Raw genomic sequence first — 24,289 nt, forward strand, 5'->3', positions numbered from 1 at the left:
GGGGCGGCGCGGTCGCGCCGGACAGAATTGGCCTAGCGCAGGCGAAGCCGACGCAGAACGGCGCCGGCGAACCGGCGCGGTGTCACAGGGTTGACCACGATGCGTAGCTGGCCGTCACGGTTCGTATCCGGCGCCACCGACCACATCCGCAGTCCACGACGGTGCAGAATACGCGCCAGGGGTTTGCCCCGGCCGCTCACGGTCACCGGAAGGCTGTGGAATTCGCCACCCACCGTACGCACGAAGCGCAACGCCCGGCGCTTGCGGTGGACGTCCTCGGCGAGCACGTTGTCGAGGATGAAGTCGGCGCGGATGGCGCCGCCCGGGCGGATCTCGGTCTTCGCGGCCACGTGATCGCCGGCGAAGACCCGGGGGCGCGGCTCGTCGGTGCGGTCCAGGTCGGTCAGCGAGCTCTGCCATTCGACCACGAGGGAGCGCCGCCCGTCGGCGTCGCGTCCCCACCGGACGGTGGCCGGGCCGGCCTGGTGGACGCGCGGGCCCAGGGTGGCGGTGGCGTCGTACCACTCGTCCGGGAAGTCGCGTTCCGGGTCGCGGAAGAACGGGTAGCCGAGGTAGTGCCGCTCGCCCTCGACGATCACCGGCTGGTTCTTGCTGGCCAGGTGGTGGGCCAGGACGGTGATCAGGTCGTCCAGGGAACCGAACTGGGCGACGCTGACCAGCAGCCGCCGGTGGGCCTCCAGGCTCTGGCGCACGTCGTCGGTCAGGTAGGTCTCGGCCAGCTTCTTGATGCCGTCCTGCACCCGGCTCTGCTCGGCCCGGATCGAGTCGAGGAACCGCTGGTTGAGGACCTTGCTGGCCTCCCAGGTGAAGTGCCGGTGGAGGACCCGGTGGCGGGCGGCCGCGTCGGGGATCAGGTCGGCGGCCAGGTCCATCAGGACGGCGGTGTCGGAGAGCAGGTCGTGCAGCGGGGTGCCGTACGTGATGTTGCTGGAGTCCTTCCGGCGTACCGCGTAGTAGAACTTGTAGTCCGAGCGCACCGCCACCCGCCGGGCCTTGACCACCGCCTGGATGGTGAACGGCTGGTCGCTCTGGGAGCGCAGCTGCTCGGGGTAGCGGATGTGGTGCTCCTCCAGCAGCGAGCGGCGGAAGAGCTTGGTGTTGGACAGCGCGAACGGCAGCGCCGAGTTGGTCAGCGTGACGTCGTCGCGGTCGCCGGGGTCGAAGATCTGCTGGCTGACCCAGCGGCCGCCGGCGCCGACGAGCCGGCCCAGCACGACGTCGGCCGACAGCTCGTCGGCCGCGCGCACCAGCCGTTCCAGCGCCTCGGCGCCGAGGTGGTCGTCGGCGCCGAGGAAGAACACGTACCGGCCGGTGGCCTGCTCCAGTGCACGGTTGCTGGGCGCGGCCGGACCACCCGAGTTGGCCTGGTGGATCACCGTGATGGTGTCCGGGTAGCGGCGCTGCCAGCGGTCGAGCTCGGCGCCGCTGTCGTCGGTGGAGCCGTCGTCCACGGCGATCACCTGGAGCCGGTCGAGCCCGATCGTCTGCCCGGCCAGCGAGGTCAGCGTCTCGCGGAGGTAGGGCATCGTGTTGTAGACGGCGACGATCGCCGTCACATCGGGCGCCGTTCCGGTCACGACTCGGCGCGCCCGGTCGGCAGCGGCTCGGGCAGGGACATGTCGGTGCCCACCACGATCGACGGGTTCTGGCGGGCCAGGCCCCAGCCGATGGTCACGCCGGCGATGCCGTAGACCACGATCCGCCGGGTGTGTCGCAGGTCGAGCTTCGGCAGCACCCGGCGCCGGGCGATCTTCCACATCACGCGCGGGCGCACCACCGAGTAGTACGGGTTGTAGATCCGCCCCTGGACGCGGTCGGCCACGTACTTGTGGCCGCGCTGCGCGGCGATCGCCAGGGCCTCCGGCATCGGGTCGCGGACGTCCTTGGCCCGCGCCCGCAGGTAGCCCAGCGCCCGGCGCGGGAAGCCCTTGACCACGATGTGTTCCAGCCGATGGGGGAACCGGTGTTCCTCGGCCTCGCCGACGCCGTAGACCTTGACGCCGTCGTCGTCGGCGAACCATTTGAAGCTGTCCGGCTTGGAGGCGATCACATCGACCGCGTAGCCGCGTTCACGCAGGTCGGAGATGAACCGGCGGGCCGTCCGGGGGGCCGGCGGGTCGATCGCGACCAGGGTGATCCGGTCGGTCTCGGCGGTGGTGACCGGCGGCGGCGCGGCCGGCTCGTCCACCGCGTCGGTCGTTCCGGCGGCCGGCCCGGCCAGCACCTCGCGGTAGATCTCACGCAGCTGGGCGCCGACCGCTTCGCGGCCGTAGCGCTCGCGGAGCTGACGGCGGGCCTCGGCCAGGTCGAGGCCGTCCCAGGCGTCGACCAGCTTCCGGTACGCCGTGACGATCTCGTCCGGGTCCTCGGTGACCTCGAACAGCTGCCCGGCGACGTGATCGAGCCCGTGCAGCGTCTCGGCCGGGCCCTGGCTGCGGGCGGCCAGCACCGGGGTCCCGGTGGCGATGGCCTCGACGATCGTCATCCCGAACGTCTCGGACGTGCTGGCGTGGGTCAGCACGTCGTGTTCGTGCAGCAGCCCGGTGACCTCCTCGGGCCGGACCGGGGGCAGCTGGGTGACCCGGGCGCCGAGGCCGAGCTCCTTGATCCGCTCGCGCAGCTGGGCCTCGAGCTTGCCGTTGCCGACCAGGGTCAGCGTCACCCGGTCGTCCTCGGCGGCCACCTTGGCGAAGGCTTCGAGCAGCGTGTGCACGCCCTTGTGCTCGAGCATCCGGCCGACGTAGAGCCAGCGCAGCGGGGCGGCGGGGGGTGCCGGCCGGACCGCGAACTGGTCGAAGTCGACCGGGTTGGGAACGATGGAGAGCTTCTTCTCGTGCTGCGGGAACTTCTCGACGATCTGGTCGAGCAGGGCCCGGCCGACGCAGAGCACCCGGTCGGCGCGGGCGAGCATCTCGCCGTACGCGTTGCGCGACGCGCGGTGCTCGAAGATCTGGTCGAGAAAGGTGGCGTGCTCGGTCACGATGATCTTGGCGTCGTCCCGGGCCAGCGCCGCGGCCACCACGCCCGCGTAGTGCCCGGTGTGCGCGTGCACCACCGGCGCCTCGATCCGGCCGGTGGGCAGCGCCTCGGCCAGCCGCTCGACCTGCTCCTGACCCCACGTCGCCCAGCTGCCGCTGGTCTGCTGGGGCACGACCGCCCGGACCAGCTCGCCCTCGGTGGTGTCCTCGACCACCAGGCCGGCGTCGCGCCGCAGCTCGCGCTCGATGGTGACGCCGATCAGCTTCCCGGTGACGCCCTTGGGCGAGTAGAACCAGTTCTCCGCGTGCAGGGTGGTGATCGTGCCGGCCTCCTTGCCGACAGCCTCGGTCGTGGCCCGCACGAAGGCGCCGGCGAAGGGGTCGTTCGGCGACGGGTACCAGGGTGTGACGACGGTCACGTCGGCCGCGGCGGGCTTGCGCCCGGGGTCGGTCACCACGTCGGTGCGTACCTCGAGACCCGGGAACTGCCGGTGGGCGGCGTCGGCGATCGGCGACGCCTCGGGGTCGCCCGCGATCAGCAGGCCCGCACCGGCCAGCGGCCCCCGCCGGGAGAGCAGGAGCTTGCGCGCCACCCGCAGCGCCTTGCCCGGATCGGCCGAGCCGACCTTACGGACAGTGACGCCGGGCACCTCAACGCCGGACCATTCGGGCAGATCGGCCACCACCAGAAGCACCGTCCGGCCGGTGGCCGCCAGTTCGGCGGCGAGCGTCCGTGCGGCCCGGATCCGGCGCGCACCCAACGCGACGTAGACGACCGGGGAAGTTGGGGTGGCCAACGGAACTCCTTCGCGTGAAGTCGCGGCGTGTGATCTGGCGGCCCACGCCAGGCGCCGCGGCGGCTAACAGTATGGTGCCCTCTCCAGCACGACGCCGCCCCCTCCAGGCGTGGGGACTGCGGCCGGACGACACGCCGGGCTCACGTATCGTGTGCTGCGGCCGAGACATCCTCCCATCCGAGCCGAGGAGCATATTCGTGAAGGTCCTGAGTGTCGTGGGCGCCCGCCCACAGCTCGTGAAGCTCGCGCCGATCGCGGCCGCTTTCGCCGAGACGGAACACGAGCACGTCATCGTGCACACCGGCCAGCACTACGACGCGGACCTGTCCGACGTGTTCTTCACCGGGCTCGGCATCCCCGACCCCGACGTGCACCTGGGCGTCGGCTCGGGCAGCCACGGCGTACAGACCGGTGCGGTGCTCAGCGCGATGGACCCGGTGCTCGAGCGTGAGCAGCCCGACTGGGTGCTGGTCTACGGCGACACCAACTCCACGCTGGCCGGCGCGGTGTCCGCGGTGAAGCAGCACATCCGGGTGGCCCACCTCGAGGCCGGGCTGCGCTCGTTCAACCGGCGGATGCCCGAGGAGCACAACCGGGTGCTCACCGACCACGCGGCCGACCTGCTGCTCTGCCCGACCGAGGAGGCCATGCGGCACGCCGCCGACGAGGGCCTGGCCGAGCGCTCGGTGCTGGTCGGCGACGTGATGGTCGACGTCTGCATGCGGGTCCGCGACGACGTGCTGGCCGGCGGCGGGATCAAGCCCGAGCTGCCCGCCGGCATCGATCCCGAGCAGCCCTACCTGCTGGCCACGCTGCACCGCGCCGAGAACACCGACGACCCCGAGCGGCTGGCCGCGCTGCTGGACGCGCTGGCCGGGCTGCCCGTGCCGGTCGCCCTGCTCGCCCACCCCCGGCTGGTCGCCCGGGCCGAGAAGTTCGGCCTCAAGCTCAACCAGGGCGCGCTGCACTCCGGCCGGCCGCTGCCGTACGCCGGGATGGTGGCCGGCGTGCTCGGCTCGGCCGGCGTGGTCAGCGACTCCGGTGGCCTGCAGAAAGAGGCCTACCTGCTGGCCCGGCCGTGCACCACGCTGCGGCCCGAGACCGAGTGGCCCGAGACACTGGCCAACGGCTGGAACCACCTGGTGCCCGACCCGTGGACGCTGGGCGCCGACTGGTCGTCGCTGGCCACCCGCCCGGCCCCCGACGCCGAGCGCGGCGCACCCTACGGTGACGGCCACGCCGCCCAGCGGGTCGTCGACGTGCTGCAACGCAGCTGACGAGGCATCCGTGACCACCCCATCACACCCCTCACCGGTCGCGGTCGTCACACCCTGGTACCCGGGCGCGGACCACGCGTTCCGCGGCGCCTTCGTGCGGGCCATGGTCGACGCCACCGGACCGGGCACCGACATGACCGTCTACCACTGCGAAGAGTGGGGACACCGGCTGGACGGCGGGCCGATCGAGGCCGCGTACCAGAGCCTGCTCAGCCGGACCCACCGCCCACCGCACGCGATCCCGACGGCCGGCGGCGCCCGGCTCATTCACACCCCGGTGCCGCTGACCGTGAGCCCGGGCTACGCGGCGATCGGCCGCCGCCATGCCGAGACGCTGAGCGCCGTGCTCGACGGCAAGCCGCTGCCCGCCCCGGTCGTGCACGCCCACGTCGGCCTCCAGGGCGGCTGGGGCGCGCTGCGGAACAAGGCGCCCGATGCCCGGCTCTTCGTCACCGAGCACGCCACCTTCCTCGGCGGGGTGCTGGCCCAGCCCGAGGCCAAGGAGATGTACGACGAACTGCTCACCCGGTGCGCCGGCTTCTTCGCGGTCGGCGCGGCGGTCAGCGACCCACTGATCAAGGCGTTCCCGCACCACCGCGACAAGATCCGGCTGATGCCCAACCCGGTGTCCTTCGACGTCCGGCGGCCGAAGCCGGTCACCGATCTGCGCCGCTGGCTCTACGTCGGCAGCCTGACCGAGCGCAAGGGCGTGCGGTGGGTGCTCGAGGCGTTCGCCCGATGCCGGGCCGAGGACGAGACGCTCGAGCTGACCCTGGTCGGCGACGGCGAGCTGCGCCGCCCGCTGGGCGCCAAGGTCCAGGAGCTCGGCCTGACCGACGCCGTGACGTTCCTCGGGCTCCAGCCGCCCGACCGGGCCCTCGACCTGATGCGCGAACACGACCTGCTGGTGCACAACAGCCGGTTCGAGACGTTCGGGATGACCATTGTGGAGGCGTCCGCCGCCGGGATGCCGGTGCTGGTCACCCGCTGCGGTGGTCCGGAGGAGACGCTCGCCGGCATCGAGGAGGACGCCGGCGAGATGATCGACGTCGAGGAGGCGAGCGACGCGCTGGTGGCCGGCTTCCGGCGGCTGCGCGACCGGTTCCCCGACAAGATCGACCTGGGCCGGGCCCGCCACCGGCTGGAGAGCCGGTACGGCTACGCCGCCACCGCCGAAGCCCACCATCGCGCCTGGTTCGGGGACACCGATGACTGAGCACGTGCTCTTCCTGGCCGAGGGCGGAACCCGCAAGCGAGCCGCCGCCATCGACGCCGTCCGGGTGCTCGACGCCGGCGGCGAAGCCACGCTCGTGGTCCGGGACTTCGCCGCATGGAAGAACGAGCGGCTGGACAAGCGGATACGCGTCATCGACGTGGACAAGCTGGAGAAGCGGTACGGCTGGATGCGGGCCGAGCAGGCGCTGCTCGTCCGGGGCCCACGGGCGGCGTTCCGTCTCGTAGGATTGGGCCCGGTCAAGCGCCTGTCCCAGCGCGCCGCCGGCGCCTGGGACCGGCGGGTCGCCACCCCGCTTCACCAGCGCACGTTCCTTCCCCTGCTGCGCCGGCGGCCGGCGGCCCGCCCGCCCGCGCTGATCCGGCAGCACCTCGGTTCCCGGGCCGGGGTCGACCTGCTGGTGGTCACCGACCCGGCGTCGATGCCGGCCGCGGTGACCTTCCTGCAGATCTTCGACGTGCCCCGCGTCGCGTACAACCTGGACACCGCCCCGGCGGCCTCGATGGGAGAGCGATGACCACCACGGATGGAAGCCGGCGTCCGCGAGTCCTCTACCTCTCGTTCTACTTCCCGCCGTCGCGGGCCAGCGGGGTCTACCGGGCCCGGGCCACCGCCAACCACCTGGTCGCCGACGGCTGGGACGTCACGGTCTTCGCCGCGCCGCTCAAGTTCCTGTACGAGGCGATCGGCTCGGTCGACGAAAAGCTGGCCGAGACCATCGACCCGCGGGTCCGGGTCGAGCGCCCGTGGCTGAGCCAGTTCGTCTGGGCCAGCGACATCCGCCGGTTCAGCCGGTTCCGCCGGAACTCGCCGATGCTCGCGCTGGCGCTCTACAACAAGACGCAGAAGTTCTTCCCCGAGCACTACCACTCGTGGGGCATGGCCGCGGTGGCCAAGGCGTTGCGGATGCACGCCAAGCAGAAGTTCGACGTGGTGGTGGCGACCGGCAACCCGTTCGCCGCCTTCGCCGCCGCCTACCTGATCAACAAGTTCACCGGCGCGCCGTACGTCGTGGACTACCGCGACGCCTGGACGCTCGACCTGTTCGAGGACAAGCCGCTCTACCCGGCCGGCCACGGCGCCTGGGCCTGGGAGAAGCGGGTGCTGCACAAGGCGTCCGCGGTCATCTTCGTCAACGAGGCGCTCCGGCACTGGCACGCCGAGCGGTACCCGGCCGACGCCGACAAGATGATGATCGTCCCCAACGGCTGGGACCAGGACGTCCTCGAGGAGGGTGTGGCGCCGCACAAGTCGGTGCGGCCGCTGCGGTTCTCGTACGTGGGCACGCTGACGCCGGCCCAGCCGGTGCAGGAGATGGTCGAGGCGTTCATCGAGGCGCGCAACCACCCGTCGCTGTCCGACGCCACCCTCAACCTCTACGGCCACCTCGGCTTCTTCCGGGCCGGGCACGTGCGGCTGATGCAGGTCCTCGGCATCGACGAGGAGAACCGGGTGGGTGGTGAGGACACCGGCATCATCTACCGGGGACCGGTCTCCAAGACCGAGGTCGCCCACACGTACGCCGAGAGCGACGTCCTGGTCTTCCTGGCCGGCGGGGCCAAGTACGTGACGTCCGGCAAGATCTTCGAGTACATGGCGAACGCCAAGCCGATCGTGTCGGTGCACGCCCCCGGCATCGCGGCGGCCGAGGTGCTGGCCGGCTATCCACTGTGGTTCAACGCCGACAGCCTCGACCCGGTCGACGTGGCCCAGGCCATGATCGCCGCCGGCAAGGCGGCCGAAGACCTGACGCCGGAGACCCGTGAGGCGGCCCTGAAGCACGCGCAGCAGTACACCCGCGACCGCGTGCTCATCCCGTTCGAACAGAAGCTGCGTTCGCTCATCAAGCGCAAGTGACGTGACCTCGGATTGGCTCCAGAACGCCAGGACGTCGTACGACACGGTCGCGGAGAGCTATGCCACGCTGCTCCGCGACCTCCTGGCCGACGCGCCCTATGAACGCGCGGCCCTGGCCGCCTTCGCCGAGCGCGCCTCGTCCCGGGGCCCGGTCGCGGATGTCGGCTGTGGCACCGGCCGCATCACCGCGCACCTGACGTCGCTGGGCGTCGACGCCTTCGGCCTGGACCTCTCACCGGGGATGATCGATCAGGCCCGCCGCGACCATCCCGCGCTGCGCTTCGCGGTCGCCTCGATGACCGACCTGCCGCTGCGCGATGACACGCTCGGCGGCCTGCTGGCCTGGTACTCCCTCATCCACGTCCCCGACGAGGCCCTGTCCGGCGTGCTGGCCCACTTCCACCGGACCCTACGACCGGGCGGGCCCCTGCTGCTGGCCTTCCACGCGGGCGATCAGACCCGCCTGAAGACCGAGGGCTACGGCGGCCACCCCATGAACGTGCACGTCCACCACCGCACAGCCTCGTCGGTCGCGGAGAGGTTGTCCGAGGCGGGCTTCGCCGTGGAGGCGACCACGGTGCTCTCCAGTCCGGAGAGCACCCACGGCGCGATCCTCCACGCCCGTCGAGCCGGTTAAACCAGGCCGAAGAAGTCGGCGAACGCGCGCGCCGTGCGGCGGCCGTCGTGGGTCTCGCGGGCGTAGTTGGCCGACTCCGCGCCGATCTTCGCCGTCCGGGACGGATCGTCCAGCAGCGACTCGAGCGCCGCGCCCAGCGTGTCGGGCGTGGCGTTGACGATCGGCGGCCGCACCCCGGCCGTGGTGTGCACCCGATCCTCCAGGTAGCCCATCACCGGCCGGCCCGCGGCCATCGCCTCGACCGCGAACGTGCCGTACGACCCGACCGCGAACTGGTCGACCACGATGTCGCAGGTCTTCACCATCTCGCGGATCTCGTCCCAGCTGACCCGCTCGGCCAGCACCAACTCGATGGCGCCCTTGTCGTGCAGCGTCTGCAGAGTCGGCAGGATCCGGTCGGTGCCCTTGGTCCAGCGCTGCGACGGCCCGTGCAGCACCCGGGGGCGGGAGCGTTCCATCACCGGCACGTCGCTGGTCCACGCGTCGACGTCGACGACCAGCGGCGCCCAGGTGGCGGTGGGCAGGTCGTCGAGCAGGTCGGGGGTGGTGACGAACAGCGGCTGCCCGCTGGCCTCGGCGATCTTCTTGTTCTTGTCGGCGCGGCCGGTGTAGCGCGGGACGATGCCGTCGGGCGCGTCCCGGAACAGGGAGAACTCGTGGCGCTTCAAGTGGCGGCCCGGGTGCCGGATCTCGCTGCCGTGCGCCAGCAGCGCCACCTTGATGCCGGCCCGCTTCAGCGCCGGCAGGTCGCCCTCGATGGTGTCGCCGTTCAGGTAGCCGAAGACCGGCAGGAACGCGTCCACGATCAGGTGGGTGTACCGCCCGATGATCCGCCGCATCTGTTCGAGCTGGACCTCGAACTCGCCCTGGCGGTCGGTCTCGACGTAGACGTCGGCCGGGAACAGGAACGTCTCCCGGTTGTGCCGCATCGTCACCTCGGCCGAGACCTCGGGATATTCACGGCAGATGGCCTGGGCGAAGGTGGCCATCTGGCCGGCGTAGTTGGCCGGGCCGAGGCCGAGCCGGATCGGTGTGGTCGGCGCCAGCGGCCGCCACGCGCCCAGCTCGCTCGGCTTGCTGGTCACCGGCTTGGGCGCGGTCGTCTCGTCCACCGCCCACGACACGTCGGGCCGCGGACCGGCCGGCTTCTTCGGCGAGATCTTGGCGTACAGGTCGGTGAGGCCGTCGATCTGGTGCTCCCAGGAGAGCTCCTCGAGCAGCGGCTCGGTGATGTGCGAGATCAGCTCGTCGCGACGGGCGAGCGCCTTGCGGACCGCCTCGGCGAAGGTGACCGGGTCGTCGGCGACGAACACCTCGCCGATGTCGTGCTTGCGCACGGCCGCGCCCAGCGTCTTCACGTCGCTGGCCACGATCGGGACACCGGCGTGCAGGTACTCGGCGAACTTGGTGGGCAGCGAGATCTCGTAGTTGAGGGTGCGCTGCGAGCAGATCAGGCCGAGATCGGCCGAGGAGAGATAGTCGGGTACGGCGTACTGCGGCACGTAGGGCACCACGTGCACGCGGTCCATGATGCCGAGCTGCTCGGCCCGCTCCAGCAGCTTCTCGCGCTCGGGGGTGTTGCGGCCGGAGACGATGGCCAGATGGACGCCGGGCAGGTCGGGCATGGCCGTGATGGCCGTGCCCAGGCCGCGCTCGGGCGCCAGCCAGCCGGAGTAGACCATCAGCGGAACGTCATCGGCCAGACCGGCGTTCTCGCGGACCGACGGCTTGGGATCGGTCCGGCCGACCCCCTCGCGGATCGGCGTGTTGCGCACCACCAACGGGGTCTCGGCCAGGCTGTAGTCCTTGCGCAGCAGGTCGGCGATCTCGGGCGACACCGTGACCACCGCGTCGGCCTGCTTGATGAACTCCTTCTCGACGTTCATGTAGGCCCGGGCCTCGGCCGGCTTCCACGAGTCGATGCCGGGCACGTACTCGTGGGCGTCGTAGAGCCAGGCGACCTTCTCGCCGCGCGCCCGCATCCGGGCCACGCTCAGCGCCGCCGTGTGGATCATCGTGATGTCGTTGGCGTGGATCAGGTCGGGCTTGAACTCCTCGATCACCGGCCCGAAGGTCAGGTCGAGGTCGACCAGCGACGGCCAGTCCCGGCGCCAGTTGCCGGTCGGCCGCAGGGTCTGGCCCTGCTCCCAGTAGAACGCCTTGACCCGCAGCTGGTGCCACAGCCGGCGGGCGCGGACCACGCCGCCCAGCGCCTTGGCCACCGGCTTGCCGGCCGGACCGGCGGCGCGCAGCCGGCCGATGCGGGCCGTGCTCTCGCGCAGCCAGGCCTGGTGGGCGGCGCGGACGCCGGCCAGGCCCTCCCGGTTGCGGATGTCGGTCTGGGTGACCAGACGGCGGACCGGGTGGCCCTTGCTGCGCGCGGCGAAGTTGGCCGTGACCGGCAGACGGACCACCTTGACGGAGCCCATCACCGACTCGAGCCGGCGGCCACGACGGCCGCCGGCGCCGAGCAAGGTCACGTCCCACCCGGCCCGGGCCGCGGCGATCGCGGTCTTCTGCACCCGGGAATCACCCGTGATGCCGTTGGCGACGATCACCAGCAGGCGCGGCGCCGGAGCGGGGGTAGTCATGGAGTTGCCTTTCGTGCCCGAAGCGTACGAACCGCCGGGACTCTACCGTGTCGGAACAGCGACCGTGACGCCGTCCACAGCGGACCGGAGGACGGCCTCGGCGACCTCAACCGTACGCGTGCCTTGACGCAGCGTGACGATATCGCTCTCCTTGCCCTCGACCGCGTCGCGGAAGCGCTCGTGCTCGACCAGCAGCGGCTCACGCTTCGGGATCGCGTACCGGACCATGTCGCCCTCGGCGACGCCCCGGAACGCCCGGATGGCCTCCCACTCGGTGGTGTTGGCACCGTTGGCGTAGAAGGTCAGGTCGGCGGTGAGCGTGTCGGCGATGAAGCTGCCGCGCTCGCCGGTGATCACGGTGGACCGCTCCTTGAACGGGCTGAGCCAGTTCACCAGGTGGGTCGCCATCAGGCCGTCGCCGAGCGAGGCGACCGCCGAGACCATGTCCTCGTGCGGACGGCCGCTGCGCGAGACGGTGCGGGCCGAGACGTTGGCGTAGTCACGCCCGGTGACCCACGCGGTCAGGTCGATGTCGTGCGTGGCCAGGTCCATCACCACGCCGACGTCGGCGATCCGGCCCGGGAACGGGCCCTGCCGCCGGGTGACCACCTGGTACATGTCGCCGAGCTCGCCCGCCTCCAGGCGGGACCGCAGGCTCTGCAGCGCCGGGTTGTACCGCTCGATGTGGCCGACGGCGCCGACCAGACCGGCCTTCTCGAAGGCCTCGGCCAGCTTGGTGGCCGCCTGCACCGAGGGGGCCAGCGGCTTCTCGATCAGCGCGTGCACACCCGCGGCGGCCAGCCGCAGACCGATCTCCTCGTGCAGACCGGTCGGGCAGGCCACCACCGCGTAGTCCAGCTTGAGAGCCAGCAGCTGGTCGAGGTCGGCCACCACCGGCACGCCGGCCGGGCCGGTCGCGTTCGGGGCCGGGTCGAGGATGCCGACCAGCTCCACGCCGTCCAGCAGGTTGAGCACCCGGGCGTGGTTCCGCCCCATCGCGCCGAGGCCGATCAGGCCGGCGCGGAGTCCCGCCGTCCCGCTCATGCCCGGGCCGCCACGGTGTTGACGCCCTCGACGACGCGGTCGAGCTGCTCCTGGGTCAGGCTGGGGTGGATCGGCAGCGAGACGACCTCGGCCGCGGCCCGCTCGGTCTCGGGCAGCTTCCAGTCGCCGACATTGCCGTCCTTGTCAAGGAACGGCTTCAACCGGTGGATCGGGATCGGGTAGTAGACCGCGTTGCCGATGCCCAGCTCCTTGAGCCCGGCCTGGAACGCGTCCCGGTCACCCTGCACCCGGATCGTGTACTGGTGGTAGACGTGCTTGGCGCCCGCGGCGACCGGAGGCACCACGACACCCTGGAGGTTGGCGTCCAGGTAGGCGGCGTTGGCGCGGCGCTTCTCGGTCCAGCCGGCCAGCTTGCCCAGCTGCACCCGGCCGATCGCGGCGGCCACGTCGGTGAGCCGCGTGTTGGTGCCGACGATCTCGTTCTGGTAGCGCGCCTCCATGCCCTGGTTGCGCAGCAGCCGCAGGGTACGGGCGATCTCCGCGTCGGGCGTGGTGATCATGCCGCCCTCGAGCGAGTGCATGTTCTTGGTCGGGTAGAAGCTGAAGCAGCCGGCGGCGCCGAAGCTGCCGACCTTCTGGCCGTTCAGCTCGGCGGCGTGGGCCTGCGCCGCGTCCTCGATGATGGCCAGGCCGTGCTGCTGGGCCAGCGGCACCAGGCGGTCCATGGCGGCCGGGTGGCCGTACAGGTGGACCGGCATGATCGCGACGGTGCGCGGGGTGATCGCGGCGGCGACCGCGTCGGGGTCGAGGTTGAACGATCCCGGCTCGATGTCGGCGAAGATCGGCTCGGCGCCGACCAGGCGCACCGCGTTGGCGGTGGCGGCGAACGAGAAGGACGGCACGATGATCTCGTCGCCCGGACCGAAGCCGAGCGCGAGCAGCGCCAGGTGCAGGGCGGACGTGCCGGAGTTCACGGCGACGCAGTGCACGTCGCCCGCGACGGGGCTGAACTCCTGCTCGAACGCGGCCACCTCGGGACCCTGCACGACCATGCCACTGCGGAGCACGCGTACGGCGGCCTCGATCTCGGCATCGCCGATCTCAGGCTTGGCGGGAGGGATGGCGTCCTGAGGCCCGGACATGGGCGTCCTCCAAATGACTGTCGGTATACGCAGGCGGCGGGAACAGTACCTCATCCCACCAGGCCCACGGCCCATGGTGACGACGGTGTGAGCCGTCCTGGCCACCGGGGGCCTTCTGTTGTCGCGAGATCGACGGAGCGTGGTGATGATGCTCGCCGGCGACGTCCACTTCGGCTATTACAACGGCCGGGGCGGCAAAGGGGAAATGGACGGGGACGTCAACGCGGTTCCGGGGGCGCGAATGTGACGAACTCGACTTCGCGCGGAAATCTCGCGTTACCGCAAAGTTCAGCGAATCAGAACCGCGGCATGCCGCCGAACTGACGGTCGCCGGCGTCACCGAGCCCCGGGACGATGTACTTCTTCTCGTTCAGTCCGTCGTCGATCGACGCGGTGACCAACCGCAGCGGCAGACCCGACGACTCCAGCTTGGCGATGCCCTCGGGCGCGGCCAGCACACAGCAGATGATGATGTCGTCGCAGCCGCGGTCGGCCAGCAGCCGGCAGCAGTGCACCAGCGAGCCGCCGGTGGCCAGCATCGGGTCGAGCACCAGGGCGGGCAGGCCGCTCATGTCGCCCGGCAGCGACTCCATGTAGGCCCGCGGCTCGAAGGTCTCCTCGTCGCGCGCCAGCCCCACGAACCCCATCGACGACTCGGGCAGCAGGGCCAGCGCCGAGTCGGCCATGCCCAGGCCGGCGCGCAGCACCGGGACGATCAGCGGCGGGCTCGCCAGCCGGACGCCCTCGGTCGGCGCCACCGGGGTGGAGATCGGGAACTTCTCGATCGCGAAGGAGCGCGCTGCTTCGTACACCAGCATGGTCGTGAGCTCGTGCAACGCGGCGCGGAAGGCGCCGCTGTCGGTCTCGGCGGCGCGCATCGCGGTGAGCCGGGAGAGGGCGAGCGGGTGATCGACCACGAGTACGTCCACGGCGATCAACCTACTGGTTCTTTACCGGATCAGCCCGCAGGCCCAGCGCGTAGCATCCGACTCATGACTGCCACGCTCCACCCGACCGCGTCGTTACGCTCAGTTCTGCACGGTTTGCCCGGCGTGGACAAGGTCGGCGTCGAGGCGCGGGCGGCGTCCCTGGGCACCCGGTCGATCAAGACCACCAGCAAGGCGGCGGCGATCGACCTGGCCATCCGGATGGTCGACCTGACCACGCTCGAGGGCGCCGACACCACCGGCAAGGTGCGCGCGCTGGCGGCCAAGGCGGTCCGGCCCGACCCGGCCGACCCGACCTGCCCGCCGGTCGCCGCGGTCTGTGTCTACCCGGCCATGGTCCCGCCGGTGGCCGAGGTGCTCCGCGGCTCCGGCGTCCACCTGGCCAGCGTGGCCACGGCGTTCCCGTCCGGCCAGGCGCCGCTCGAGGTCAAGCTGGCCGACACCCGCGACGCGGTGGCCGGTGGCGCCGACGAGATCGACATGGTGATCAGCCGGGGCGCCTTCCTGGCCGGCGACTACCGGCATGTCTACGACGAGATCGTGGCGGTCAAGGAAGCCTGCGGCCCGGCCCATCTCAAGGTCATTCTGGAGACCGGCGAGCTGGGCACGTACGACAGCGTCCGCCGCGCCTCCTGGCTGGCCATGTGGGCCGGCGCCGACTTCATCAAGACCTCGACCGGCAAGGTGCCGGTGGCCGCCACCCCGCCGGTCACGCTGATCATGCTCGAGGCGGTCCGCGACTTCCGGGAGCAGACCGGCCGCCAGGTCGGCGTCAAGCCCGCCGGCGGCATCCGGACCACCAAGGACGCGATCAAGTATCTGGTCATGGTGGCCGAGACCGCCGGCGACGACTGGCTCAGCCCGGACTGGTTCCGGTTCGGCGCGTCGTCGCTGCTCAACGACCTGCTCATGCAACGCACCAAGCTCACCACCGGCCACTACGCCGGCCCCGACTACTTCACGCTGGACTGATCATGTCCTTCCTGGATTACGCCCCCGCGCCCGAGTCCCGCTCGATCGTCACCATCGAGCCGTCGTACGGCCTGTTCATCGACGGCGAGTTCGGCCCCGGCAAGGCCAGCTTCAAGACCGTGAACCCGGCCTCCGAGGAGGTGCTGGCCGAGGTCGCGCTGGCCGGCCCGGAAGACGTCGACCGGGCCGTGGCCGCCGCCCGCCGAGCCTTCCCGGCCTGGTCCGACCGGCCCGGCGCCGAGCGGGCCAAATACCTCTTCCGGATCGCCCGGATCATCCAGGAGCGGTCCCGCGAGCTGGCCGTGCTCGAGTCGCTCGACAACGGCAAGCCGATCAAGGAGTCCCGCGACGTCGACCTCCCGCTGGTCGCGGCCCACTTCTTCTACTACGCGGGCTGGGCCGACAAACTCCACTACTCGGGTTTCGGGCCGTCGCCGCGCCCGCTCGGGGTGGCCGGCCAGGTCATCCCGTGGAACTTCCCGCTGCTCATGCTGGCCTGGAAGATCGCGCCCGCGCTGGCCACCGGCAACACCGTGGTGCTCAAGCCGGCCGAGACCACGCCGCTGTCGGCGCTGTTCTTCGCCGACGTCTGCCGCCAGGCCGACCTGCCGCCCGGCGTGGTGAACATCGTCACCGGCGCCGGCGACACCGGCCGCTACCTGGTCGAACACCCGGATGTGAACAAGGTCGCCTTCACCGGCTCGACCGAGGTGGGCCGCCAGATCGCCCGCTCGGTGGCCGGCACCGGCAAGCGGCTCACGCTGGAGCTGGGCGGCAAGGCGGCCAACATCGTCTTCGACGACGCGCCGGTCGACCAGGCCGTCGAGGGCATCGTCAACGGCATCTTCTTCAACCAGGGCCACGTCTGCTGCGCCGGGTCGCGGCTGCTGGTGCAGGAGTCGCTGTTCGACGAGCTGATGGTGTCGCTCAAGCGCCGGATGGCCGCCCTGCGCGTCGGCGACCCGCTGGACAAGAACACCGACGTCGGCGCGATCAACTCGGCCGCCCAGCTGGCCCGGATCACCGAGCTGGCCGAGGCCGGCGACGCCGAGGGCGCCGAGCGCTGGTCGCCGCCGTGTGAGCTGCCCGACCGGGGCTTCTGGTTCGCCCCGACGATCTTCACCGGCGTCACCCAGGCCCACCGGGTCGCCCGCGAGGAGATCTTCGGGCCGGTGCTCTCGGTGCTGACCTTCCGTACCCCGGCCGAGGCGATCGAGAAGGCCAACAACACGCCGTACGGGCTGTCGGCCGGCATCTGGACCGAGAAGGGGTCCCGGATCCTCGCCGTGGCCGACAAGTTGCGGGCCGGCGTGGTCTGGGCCAACACGTTCAACAAGTTCGACCCCGCCTCGCCGTTCGGCGGCTACAAGGAATCCGGCTACGGCCGGGAGGGCGGCCGGCACGGCCTGGAGGCGTACCTTGTCTGAGCGGTTGAAAGTTCGGAAGACGTACAAGCTCTTCATCGGCGGCAAGTTCCCGCGGAGCGAGTCAGGACGGACCGATCTCGTGGACGGCGACAACGTGGCCCGCGCCTCCCGCAAGGACGCTCGGGACGCGGTGGTCGCGGCCCGCAAGGCACAACCCGGCTGGGCCGGCGCGACCGCGTACAACCGCGGGCAGATCCTCTACCGCGCGGCCGAGATGCTGGAGGCCCGCCGGGGCGAGTTCAAGACCCTCGACGTACCCGGCCACGAGCTCAACGCGGCCATCGACCGGCTGGTCTGGTACGCGGGCTGGGCCGACAAGCTGGCCCAGGTGACCGGCAGCGCCAACCCGGTGTCCGGCCCGTTCTTCAACCTGTCCTCGCCCGAGCCCACCGGGGTGGTCGGCGTGGTCGCCCCGCCGTCGCTGCTCGGCCTGGTCAGCGTGGTCGCGCCGGCCGTCGTCACCGGCAACACCGCGGTCGTGGTCAGCACCGGCCCCCAGGTGGCGATCACCCTGGCCGAGACGCTGGCCACGTCCGATCTGCCCGGCGGCGTGGTGAACATTCTCACCGGCGACCCGGCCGAGGTGGCGCCCTGGCTGGCGTCGCACGACGACGTCAACGGGCTCGACCTGACCGGTGTCACCGACCCCGAGCTGGCGGCCGACCTGGAACGCTCGGCCGGGGGCACGCTCAAACGGGTGCTACGCCCGGCCGGTGAGCCCGACTTCACCGCCGACCCCGGGCTGCGGCCGATGACGGCTTTTCTCGAGACGAAGACGGTCTGGCACCCCAAGGGCTTCTGAGTACGGCTCGGCCAGATCGAAGTTCGCCGTTCGGCCGCGCATCCGGACGCCCTGTAAGCCGGTTTTGGAACCTCGACTAGGGTGTCTGTGCGCAGAGTCACCCTGATAGTCCGCCCGAAAATCACCCGGAGGTCACCGTGGCCACCCAGTCCGACGAGTCCGAGGCCACCGCCGGCCTGTCCGGACGTGAGCTGTGGGACGAGGTTCGCATCTCCCCGGTGGAGATCGCGATGCCCGGTGGCGTGGGTCTGACCCTGCGGGCGTACCGGAAGTCGTCCGAGCTGACGCCGACCGAGACCCAGATCGACGAGGACGACCCCTTTGAGGTCCGCGAGCGGGCCGCCGCGGCCCGCGCCGCCGAGGACGCCGAAGAAGAGGTCATCGTCGACGAAGAGTTCCAGGCCCTGCTGGCCGAGGACGACGACAAGACGAAAAAGGCCGATGGCAAGTCGGATGACGACGCCGAGGAGCCCGACCCGGCCGACTTCGAGGACGACGAGCCCGAGCCGGATGACGAGGAAGTTCCCATCTTCCTCAGCCACCGCGGCCGGTTGCTCACCTTCAAGACGCCGGAATCGCTGGTCAGCTTCATTCGTTCGGGTGCTCCGCACGATATGACCCAGTTGGACAGCTGGAGCACTGTCGCCGACCGGGTAGAGTCGACCGACATCGACCCGCTGCCCGAGGACCGGTACGAGCTGGACCTGGTCGTCGAGAACCTGCGCGGCGGACACGACACGTGGGACCTGCCGCTCCTGATCGCGGCGGGCGAGGTGGCGCGTGATCTGGGTCACGGCCTCCGGCTCAAGCCGGTGATCTTGGCATTGGCGCCTGGTTCACCGTTGGACGACCTCGATGAGTCTCTGCGCAAGGCGGAGACCGGCGGAATGGGCGGTTATCTCGGCCGCCGCCGATTGAAGAAAATCGGGGCACAACAGGCAAGTCTCGGCTGGCGCTCGATCATCGGGAAGATCTCTGCCGCTGTGGACTGGCGCGACTGACCCCTCAACAGGGACCATCAGTGTTTGGTCCTAGATGAGCAGAGTCCGGGGAGGAGGACGCGCCGTGGCGCTCGTGCGCGTGTACTGCGGTCTGGCGTCGGCAGATGAATCGGTGCGAGCGGGAACGACCGCGTCACTGACCATCGCCGTGGTGGACGACGCGGGACGGCTGCTCGGGCTTCACGAGATCAGCGACGACCCGTCGGGCTATGCCCAGCTGGGTTCGCTGCTCGTGGAGCGGACCAGTGGGTTCACCGATGCCGCCGTGGCTGCCGACAGTGACGACCACATGGTCACGTCCCTCCTCACCGCCGCCGGGCGTCCGCTGGTCGTGACCGACGACGACGCCACCGACGACTACGCCGAGCGGTTCGCCGACGACGACTCCGTGGAAGAGATGCAGGCGGCGCCGGCCGCCCGCCGGGCCGTCGGCCTGGCCCGCGCGCTCCAGGCCGGGGCGATCGCCGCCACCACGGTGCCCGCGCCCCGCGAGCTGACCAGCTACAAGCCGATACTGGCGGCTCACGTGGCGATGCTGAACGGCCGCCACGCCGCCGCGTCGGCGCTGCGTGAGGTGCTCCGCGAGCTCTACCCGGCGGCGCTCCGGGCGTACCCCGACCCGGCCCACCCGCTGGCCATGGCCGTGCTCGACGCCCTGCCCGAGCCCGGCCGCCTCGGTGGCCGTGGCGGCGAGGCCGAGCAGACCGCCTTCGAGGTCGCCACCGAGCTCACCCGGGCCGGCGCCGGCACCGACGACCAGGTCACCGCCGCGGTCACCGCGCTCGTGGTGGCCATCAACGAGTCACCGCGCCGGGGCGGCGTCAACAAGTCGCTGTCCCCCTCCGCGGCCGACACCGTGCGCCAGGCCATCGGCGCGGTCCGGTGCTCCGACAACGCCTGCGAGTCGCTGATCGGCACGCTCGCGGCCCGGGTCACCCCGCCCGCGACCAGCACCCGCCGGTCCGCCGGGGCCCGCCGCGCGCCCGAGCCCGCGGCCGCTCCGACCCGCCCGGCCGACACCGGCACCCGGATGACCCGGCCGTCCGACACCGGCACCCGCCTGCCGCGCCGTAACCGTCCCGAGCCCGCGCTCGGCAACGGCCTGGTCACGCCCCACCCGCTCACGGCGCCGCCGGTCGCGCCCGCCCCGATCACGCCGCCGCCGATGGCGCCCGCGCCGCTGTCCGGCCGCCCCACGGCGCCGATGCCGGCTGCCGCGAACCTGCCGACCCAACCGACCCCGGGCAACCGTCCGGTGTCCGTGCCCCCGCCTCCGCCCGGGATGACCCCGATCACACCCGGCGCCCGGCCGGTCTCCCCGGCCGAGTCCGGCCGCGAGTTCCGGCCCACGCTGACCGACGCGGCGATGAGCAAGGCGCGCGCCGAGCGGCAACGGGCCCGGCCCGCGGCCAACGGCGCCACCGACTACTCGCTGCCGATGCCGGCCCAGCCGCGCGCGGCCGACGCGCCTCCGCCCGGCTCCCGGGCCAACTGGCCGCTGATGAACACCAGCGACGACAACGCCGCGCAGCCGCCGGCCGCGTCGAACGGCAACGGCGCCACCGAGGGCCGGGTCCGTCCGCCGTGGCAGGACATGCCCAAGGAGCCGCCGGCGCTGCGCCTGGTCGAGTCGTCGCTGAGCGGGCTGGCCAACGTGCCCGCCGACGTCACCGCGGTCACCGAGCCGCCCCGGTTGAGCCTGGTCGACACCGCGCGGGCCAATGCCAATGGCAATGGCAACGGCCGCACCGCTCGGCGCACCACGCTGACCGCGCTCGACCGCAGCCTCACGCCGCCCGTCTCCGCCGAGGGCGACGGCGACCTGCTGATCTTCGCGGCGGCCCGGTCGGCCTGGTTCACCGGCCAGAGCGACGAGCCGGCCGACCTCGACTGGACCAACCCGAACGACACCGGCTGGAAGGCCGCGGCCAAGGCGGCGACGCCGGCGGTGGCCGCACAGACCACGGCTGGGCTGCCCAAGCGGGTGCCTCAGGCCAACCTGGTGCCGGGTTCGCCGCTGCGCGAGGAGCAGCCGCAGCGGATCGTCCGCGACGCGGCGTCCATCGCGGCCCACACCACCGGCTACTTCCGCGGCTGGCGTCGCGGGCAGGAGATCGGCGGCTACGCGATCGGCGGCCGGCCCGGCCGCGAGTCGGCCGGCGGCTGGGACTTCTCCCGCGACGGCCAGCCCGCCGACGACTACCGCAACAGCGCCGGCTACCGGAACTAAATGGCTGGCATGTGCCTCAGGGCACGTGCCAGCATTCCGGCCATGCGTACCGACCTGATGATGCGCCCCACCATGGGGCCTTTCGTCGTGCGCTGACACCGACCAGACCCCCGTCCGGGGGTCGGTCCGCTCCTCCGACGGGACTTCCTTCCGCGGAGGAGATCATGACCAGCCTCTATGTCACGACGGCCATTCCGTACGTCAACGCTCCGCCCCATCTGGGCCACGCCCTCGAACTGGTGCAGGCCGACGTGCTGGCCCGGCACGCCCGGTTGCGCGGCCGGCCGGCCCGCTTCCTGACCGGCACCGACGACAACGCGCTCAAGAACGTGACCGCCGCCCGCGCGGCCGGGGTGCCGGTCGCCGAGTTCGTGGACCGCAACGCCGCCCGATTCCGCGATCTGCGCGGACCCCTGTCGCTGTCGTTCGACGACTTCATCCGGACCAGCGCCGACGAGCGCCACCGTTCCGGCGTGACCGCCCTGTGGCGCGCCTGCGCCGCGCGGGGCGACTTCTACCTCCGCGAGTACCGCGGGCTCTACTGCGGCGGCTGTGAGCAGTTCTGGGCGGCTGCCGAGCTGGTTGACGGGCGCTGCCCCGAGCACGGGGTGGCACCGACGCCGGTGACCGAGCGGAACTGGTTCTTCCGGCTGTCCCGCTACCAGGAGCAGATCCTCGCCCTGCTGGAGTCCGGCGCCCTGTCGGTCGAGCCGGCGGCCCGCCGCGAGGAGGTGCTGGCCTTCGTCCGGGCCGGGCTGGCCGACCTCAGCGTCTCCCGGCCGGCGTCCCGGGCGGGCGGCTGGGGCATTCCCGTGCCGGACGACCCCGGCCAGATCATCTACGTGTGGTGGGACGCCCTGGCCAACTATCTGACCGCGCTGGAGGGCGCCGACTACGACCGCTGGTGGGCCGCCGGCTCGGTGGAGCGCACCCACGTCATCGGCAAGGGCATCACCCGCTTCCACGCGGTCTATTGGCCGGCGTTGCTGCTGTCGGCCGGCCGCCCGCGGCCCGACCGCATCCTGGTCCACGACTACCTGACCGTCGACGGCGCCAAGCTCTCGAAGTCGGCCGGCCACGCCGTCGATCCGGTTGACCTGGCCACCCGCTACGGCCCCGACGCCCTGCGCTGGTGGCTGCTGAGCGAGGTAGCGCCGCTGGGCGACACCGATTTCACCGAGTCCCGCCTGATCCGCCGGGCCGACCAGGACCTGGCCAACGGCCTCGGCAACCTGGTCAACCGCACCCTCACGCTGGCACACCGACACCGCCAAGGCCTTCTCCCCGGTACGCCCGAAGCACTCTCCCCCGACCTGCCGGCCACGATCGACCGAGCCGTGGCGGCCTTCGACCTGCGCGCCGCCACGGGCGCGATCCGCGAGGCCGTGACCACCGCCAACCGCTACCTCGACTACCGCCGCCCCTGGGAACTCCCGCCGTCCTTCGACACCACCCTGGCCACCGTCGTCGCCACCTGCCGCCGTATAGCCACCGAGCTGACCCCGTTCCTCCCCGACGCCGCCACCCGCCTCAAATCCCAGCTGGGCAGCGGCCCCCAGGTCGGAACCCCAACCCCCGCCTTCCGCAGACTTTCATGACCTCCGCCCGGAAAGCCCCCTAGAGCCGTCTCATGGTGAACAGCATGTCTCCGAACACCGGGTCCACCTCCACCCGCCCGGTCTCGGCGAACCCGATCTTGGCCAGCACCCGGCGAGAGGCGACGTTCCAATCCCGGACCGTGGCCCACAGACGTTCGTACCCGGCCGATCTCGCCCATTCCAGAACCGCCGACGAGGCCTCGGTCGCATACCCCTGACCCCAGACCCGGCGCAGAAACTCGAACGCCAGCTCCGGCTCCTCGCCCGTTCCGTGGCCGCCGTCGATCAACCCGCAGTAGCCGATGACGTCACGACCGGCCTTCCGCACGACGGCCGGCAACCCGAGCGACGACGTCCGGTCGCCGCGTATCCATTCCTCGATCTCCGCGACCGTAGGATGCCCATCCGCATCAATCCGCCGATGCGGCGGCACGCGTGGATCACGCTCGGCCCAGAGCTCACGCTGGACCACAGCCTCGTCCACCCGCCAGCGCCGCAGCACCAGCCGCTCCGTCTCGAGCACAACCTCACGCGCCACGCCAGCCCTCTCTACCCCCGCCTCCCGCAAGCTGGGCGCCCAAGCGCACCGAGTCCCACCCGGCCACACAACCGCAACCACCACGCATTTCGCCCGCCAGCTACTCGGGGCGAAATGCCGGAGGAGCGAAGCGACGACCAGCCAACTCAGCCCACGCGAAAACCCCGCTCGGCACCAGGGCCGAACGGGGTGATCACCAAGCCGATCAGGCCGGCGCGACCGCCCGCGAGCGGCGCATCGTCAGCACGTACTCGACGAGCGAGATCAGCACGTTCTTGGTCGACTCGCGGTTACGCGCGTCGCAGCTGACCACCGGCACATCGCTCGAGATGGCCAGCGCGTCGCGGACATCCTGGGCGTTGTGGTACTGCATACCGTCGAAGCAGTTTATGGCGACGAGGTACGGCAGCCGTCGATGCTCGAAGAAGTCGATCGCGGCGAAGCAGTCCGCCAACCGGCGGGTGTCCACCATGACGACCGCACCGATCGCACCGCGGACCAGCTCATCCCACATGAACCAGAACCGCGTCTGTCCGGGCGTGCCGAACAGATAGAGGATCAGGTCCCGGTCGATGCTGATCCGGCCGAAGTCCATCGCCACCGTGGTCGTCGTCTTACCCGGCACCTGCCGGTTGTCGTCGACACCCACGCCGGCTGAGGTCATGATCGCCTCGGTGGTCAGTGGGGTGATCTCGGAGACGGACCCCACCAGCGTCGTCTTACCGACGCCGAACCCACCGGCGATGACAATCTTCGCCGATGTGACGCGCCCTGAACTCGGGCGACGCGACGTGTCAGAGCCTGCGAAGTCCACTCAGCACCCTCTCCAGCAGTTCCGTGCCCACCGCATCGGTCTCGTCTTCCAATGACGTCGGCTCATACACCGCGACCAGGCCGTCCGAGGCCATGTCCGCGACGATCACCCGAGCCACGCCGAGCGGCAGTTGCATGCGTGCCGCGATCTCCGCCAGCGACTGAACTCTGCCGCCGTCACACATCGCTGCTATGTATTGGTGCTCGCTTCCGCCGCCGGATTGACGGCCACCACCCGAACGGCCTCGGACGGTGGTCTCCACGAGCGCTTCGAGCGCTATCTCGAGCTTGGGCCGGGTACGGCCACGGGTCACGGCGTACGGCCTTACCAGCGCGCCGGTTGGCTCATCGCGTTCGGCCATCGTCACCGCTCACCTCCACCCCATGCTCAGCCCTGTCAAAGTGTCTCTTGTCTTTCATCA

Annotated in this window: 20 protein-coding genes; 11 read left to right on the top strand and 9 right to left on the bottom strand. The window is 71.4% G+C overall.

Features of this window, described 5'->3' with window-relative positions; translation table 11 throughout:
- Positions 1-32: 32 nt before the first annotated feature.
- Positions 33-1,577, bottom strand: a complete 1,545-nt coding sequence (locus AB0M54_RS02615; RefSeq protein WP_364314005.1) for a glycosyltransferase — start codon at positions 1,575-1,577, stop codon at positions 33-35.
- 17 nt (positions 1,578-1,594) lie between these two features.
- Positions 1,595-3,796, bottom strand: a complete 2,202-nt coding sequence (locus AB0M54_RS02620; protein ID WP_364468752.1) for a glycosyltransferase family 4 protein — start codon at positions 3,794-3,796, stop codon at positions 1,595-1,597.
- A 197-nt stretch (positions 3,797-3,993) separates the two neighbouring features.
- Here AB0M54_RS02620 and wecB point away from each other — a divergent pair, with 197 nt between their 5' ends.
- Genes wecB through AB0M54_RS02645 form a run of 5 tightly spaced genes read left to right on the top strand, consistent with a single transcriptional unit; the run spans position 3,994 to position 8,801 of the window.
- Positions 3,994-5,073, top strand: coding sequence for a UDP-N-acetylglucosamine 2-epimerase (non-hydrolyzing) (wecB, locus tag AB0M54_RS02625; RefSeq protein ID WP_364314000.1), 1,080 nt, complete (start codon positions 3,994-3,996; stop codon positions 5,071-5,073).
- A 10-nt stretch (positions 5,074-5,083) separates the two neighbouring features.
- Entirely contained in the window at positions 5,084-6,289 is a 1,206-nt protein-coding gene (locus AB0M54_RS02630; protein ID WP_364468754.1) for a glycosyltransferase, read from the top strand.
- Positions 6,282-6,824: a hypothetical protein gene (locus tag AB0M54_RS02635; protein ID WP_364313995.1), complete on the top strand. Its 543-nt coding sequence runs from the start codon at positions 6,282-6,284 to the stop codon at positions 6,822-6,824. The genes AB0M54_RS02630 and AB0M54_RS02635 overlap by 8 nt, the downstream gene beginning before the upstream one ends.
- Positions 6,821-8,164, top strand: coding sequence for a glycosyltransferase (locus AB0M54_RS02640; protein ID WP_364468756.1), 1,344 nt, complete (start codon positions 6,821-6,823; stop codon positions 8,162-8,164). Before AB0M54_RS02635 ends, AB0M54_RS02640 begins: the two co-directional genes overlap by 4 nt.
- Before the next feature lies 1 nt (position 8,165).
- Positions 8,166-8,801 carry a class I SAM-dependent methyltransferase gene (locus AB0M54_RS02645; protein ID WP_364313990.1) on the top strand — a complete coding sequence of 212 codons (636 nt, stop codon included), beginning with the start codon at positions 8,166-8,168 and terminating at the stop codon, positions 8,799-8,801.
- On the opposite strand, the gene AB0M54_RS02650 is transcribed toward AB0M54_RS02645, so the two are convergent.
- The 4 genes from AB0M54_RS02650 to upp form a co-directional block, all read right to left on the bottom strand.
- Complete coding sequence (locus AB0M54_RS02650; RefSeq protein ID WP_364313988.1) at positions 8,798-11,392, bottom strand: glycosyltransferase; 2,595 nt, start codon at positions 11,390-11,392, stop codon at positions 8,798-8,800. The two genes, AB0M54_RS02645 and AB0M54_RS02650, sit on opposite strands and share 4 nt — an antisense overlap.
- Before the next feature lie 42 nt (positions 11,393-11,434).
- Entirely contained in the window at positions 11,435-12,436 is a 1,002-nt protein-coding gene (locus AB0M54_RS02655; RefSeq protein ID WP_364313986.1) for a Gfo/Idh/MocA family oxidoreductase, read from the bottom strand.
- Positions 12,433-13,539, bottom strand: a complete 1,107-nt coding sequence (locus AB0M54_RS02660) for a DegT/DnrJ/EryC1/StrS family aminotransferase (protein WP_364313984.1) — start codon at positions 13,537-13,539, stop codon at positions 12,433-12,435. The genes AB0M54_RS02655 and AB0M54_RS02660 overlap by 4 nt, the downstream gene beginning before the upstream one ends.
- A 296-nt stretch (positions 13,540-13,835) precedes the next feature.
- A complete protein-coding gene (gene upp, locus AB0M54_RS02665; protein WP_364313982.1) occupies positions 13,836-14,468 on the bottom strand; it encodes a uracil phosphoribosyltransferase in 633 nt (210 codons plus the stop codon).
- A gap of 63 nt (positions 14,469-14,531) precedes the next feature.
- Here upp and deoC point away from each other — a divergent pair, with 63 nt between their 5' ends.
- The 6 genes from deoC (at position 14,532) to AB0M54_RS02695 (ending at position 22,516) form a co-directional block, all read left to right on the top strand.
- Entirely contained in the window at positions 14,532-15,458 is a 927-nt protein-coding gene (gene deoC, locus AB0M54_RS02670; RefSeq protein WP_364313980.1) for a deoxyribose-phosphate aldolase, read from the top strand.
- Between the two features lie 2 nt (positions 15,459-15,460).
- A complete protein-coding gene (locus AB0M54_RS02675; protein ID WP_364468758.1) occupies positions 15,461-16,885 on the top strand; it encodes an aldehyde dehydrogenase family protein in 1,425 nt (474 codons plus the stop codon).
- Positions 16,878-17,687, top strand: coding sequence for an aldehyde dehydrogenase family protein (locus AB0M54_RS02680; RefSeq protein ID WP_364468760.1), 810 nt, complete (start codon positions 16,878-16,880; stop codon positions 17,685-17,687). The genes AB0M54_RS02675 and AB0M54_RS02680 overlap by 8 nt, the downstream gene beginning before the upstream one ends.
- A gap of 137 nt (positions 17,688-17,824) precedes the next feature.
- Complete coding sequence (locus AB0M54_RS02685; RefSeq protein WP_364313972.1) at positions 17,825-18,688, top strand: DNA primase; 864 nt, start codon at positions 17,825-17,827, stop codon at positions 18,686-18,688.
- A gap of 34 nt (positions 18,689-18,722) precedes the next feature.
- Positions 18,723-20,918, top strand: coding sequence for a transposase (locus tag AB0M54_RS02690; protein WP_364468762.1), 2,196 nt, complete (start codon positions 18,723-18,725; stop codon positions 20,916-20,918).
- A gap of 164 nt (positions 20,919-21,082) precedes the next feature.
- Positions 21,083-22,516 carry a methionine--tRNA ligase gene (locus AB0M54_RS02695; protein WP_364468764.1) on the top strand — a complete coding sequence of 478 codons (1,434 nt, stop codon included), beginning with the start codon at positions 21,083-21,085 and terminating at the stop codon, positions 22,514-22,516.
- A 19-nt stretch (positions 22,517-22,535) separates the two neighbouring features.
- Here AB0M54_RS02695 and AB0M54_RS02700 read toward each other — a convergent pair whose 3' ends face one another.
- From AB0M54_RS02700 to AB0M54_RS02710, 3 genes are all read right to left on the bottom strand, one after another.
- The gene (locus tag AB0M54_RS02700) at positions 22,536-23,054 is read right to left on the bottom strand and encodes a GNAT family N-acetyltransferase (RefSeq protein WP_364468766.1); all 519 of its coding nucleotides are present in this window, start codon (positions 23,052-23,054) and stop codon (positions 22,536-22,538) included.
- 205 nt (positions 23,055-23,259) lie between these two features.
- Positions 23,260-23,868, bottom strand: coding sequence for an ATP/GTP-binding protein (locus tag AB0M54_RS02705; RefSeq protein ID WP_364313963.1), 609 nt, complete (start codon positions 23,866-23,868; stop codon positions 23,260-23,262).
- Entirely contained in the window at positions 23,849-24,229 is a 381-nt protein-coding gene (locus tag AB0M54_RS02710) for a DUF742 domain-containing protein (RefSeq protein ID WP_364317051.1), read from the bottom strand. Before AB0M54_RS02710 ends, AB0M54_RS02705 begins: the two co-directional genes overlap by 20 nt.
- Between the last annotated feature and the right edge of the window lie 60 nt (positions 24,230-24,289).

Source organism: Actinoplanes sp. NPDC051470 (assembly GCF_040682035.1).
Classification (GTDB): Bacteria; Actinomycetota; Actinomycetes; order Mycobacteriales; family Micromonosporaceae; genus Actinoplanes.

Bases quoted from the DNA above. Each gene is read 5' to 3' on its own strand.
- AB0M54_RS02640 (WP_364468756.1), top strand. From the start codon at position 6,821: ATGACCACCACGGATGGAAGCCGGCGTCCGCGAGTCCTCTACCTCTCG.
- AB0M54_RS02695 (WP_364468764.1), top strand. From the start codon at position 21,083: ATGACCAGCCTCTATGTCACGACGGCCATTCCGTACGTCAACGCTCCG.
- deoC (WP_364313980.1), top strand. From the start codon at position 14,532: ATGACTGCCACGCTCCACCCGACCGCGTCGTTACGCTCAGTTCTGCAC.
- AB0M54_RS02655 (WP_364313986.1), bottom strand. From the start codon at position 12,436: ATGAGCGGGACGGCGGGACTCCGCGCCGGCCTGATCGGCCTCGGCGCG.
- AB0M54_RS02660 (WP_364313984.1), bottom strand. From the start codon at position 13,539: ATGTCCGGGCCTCAGGACGCCATCCCTCCCGCCAAGCCTGAGATCGGC.
- AB0M54_RS02635 (WP_364313995.1), top strand. From the start codon at position 6,282: ATGACTGAGCACGTGCTCTTCCTGGCCGAGGGCGGAACCCGCAAGCGA.
- AB0M54_RS02690 (WP_364468762.1), top strand. From the start codon at position 18,723: ATGAGCAGAGTCCGGGGAGGAGGACGCGCCGTGGCGCTCGTGCGCGTG.
- AB0M54_RS02710 (WP_364317051.1), bottom strand. From the start codon at position 24,229: ATGGCCGAACGCGATGAGCCAACCGGCGCGCTGGTAAGGCCGTACGCC.
- AB0M54_RS02675 (WP_364468758.1), top strand. From the start codon at position 15,461: ATGTCCTTCCTGGATTACGCCCCCGCGCCCGAGTCCCGCTCGATCGTC.
- AB0M54_RS02650 (WP_364313988.1), bottom strand. From the start codon at position 11,392: ATGACTACCCCCGCTCCGGCGCCGCGCCTGCTGGTGATCGTCGCCAAC.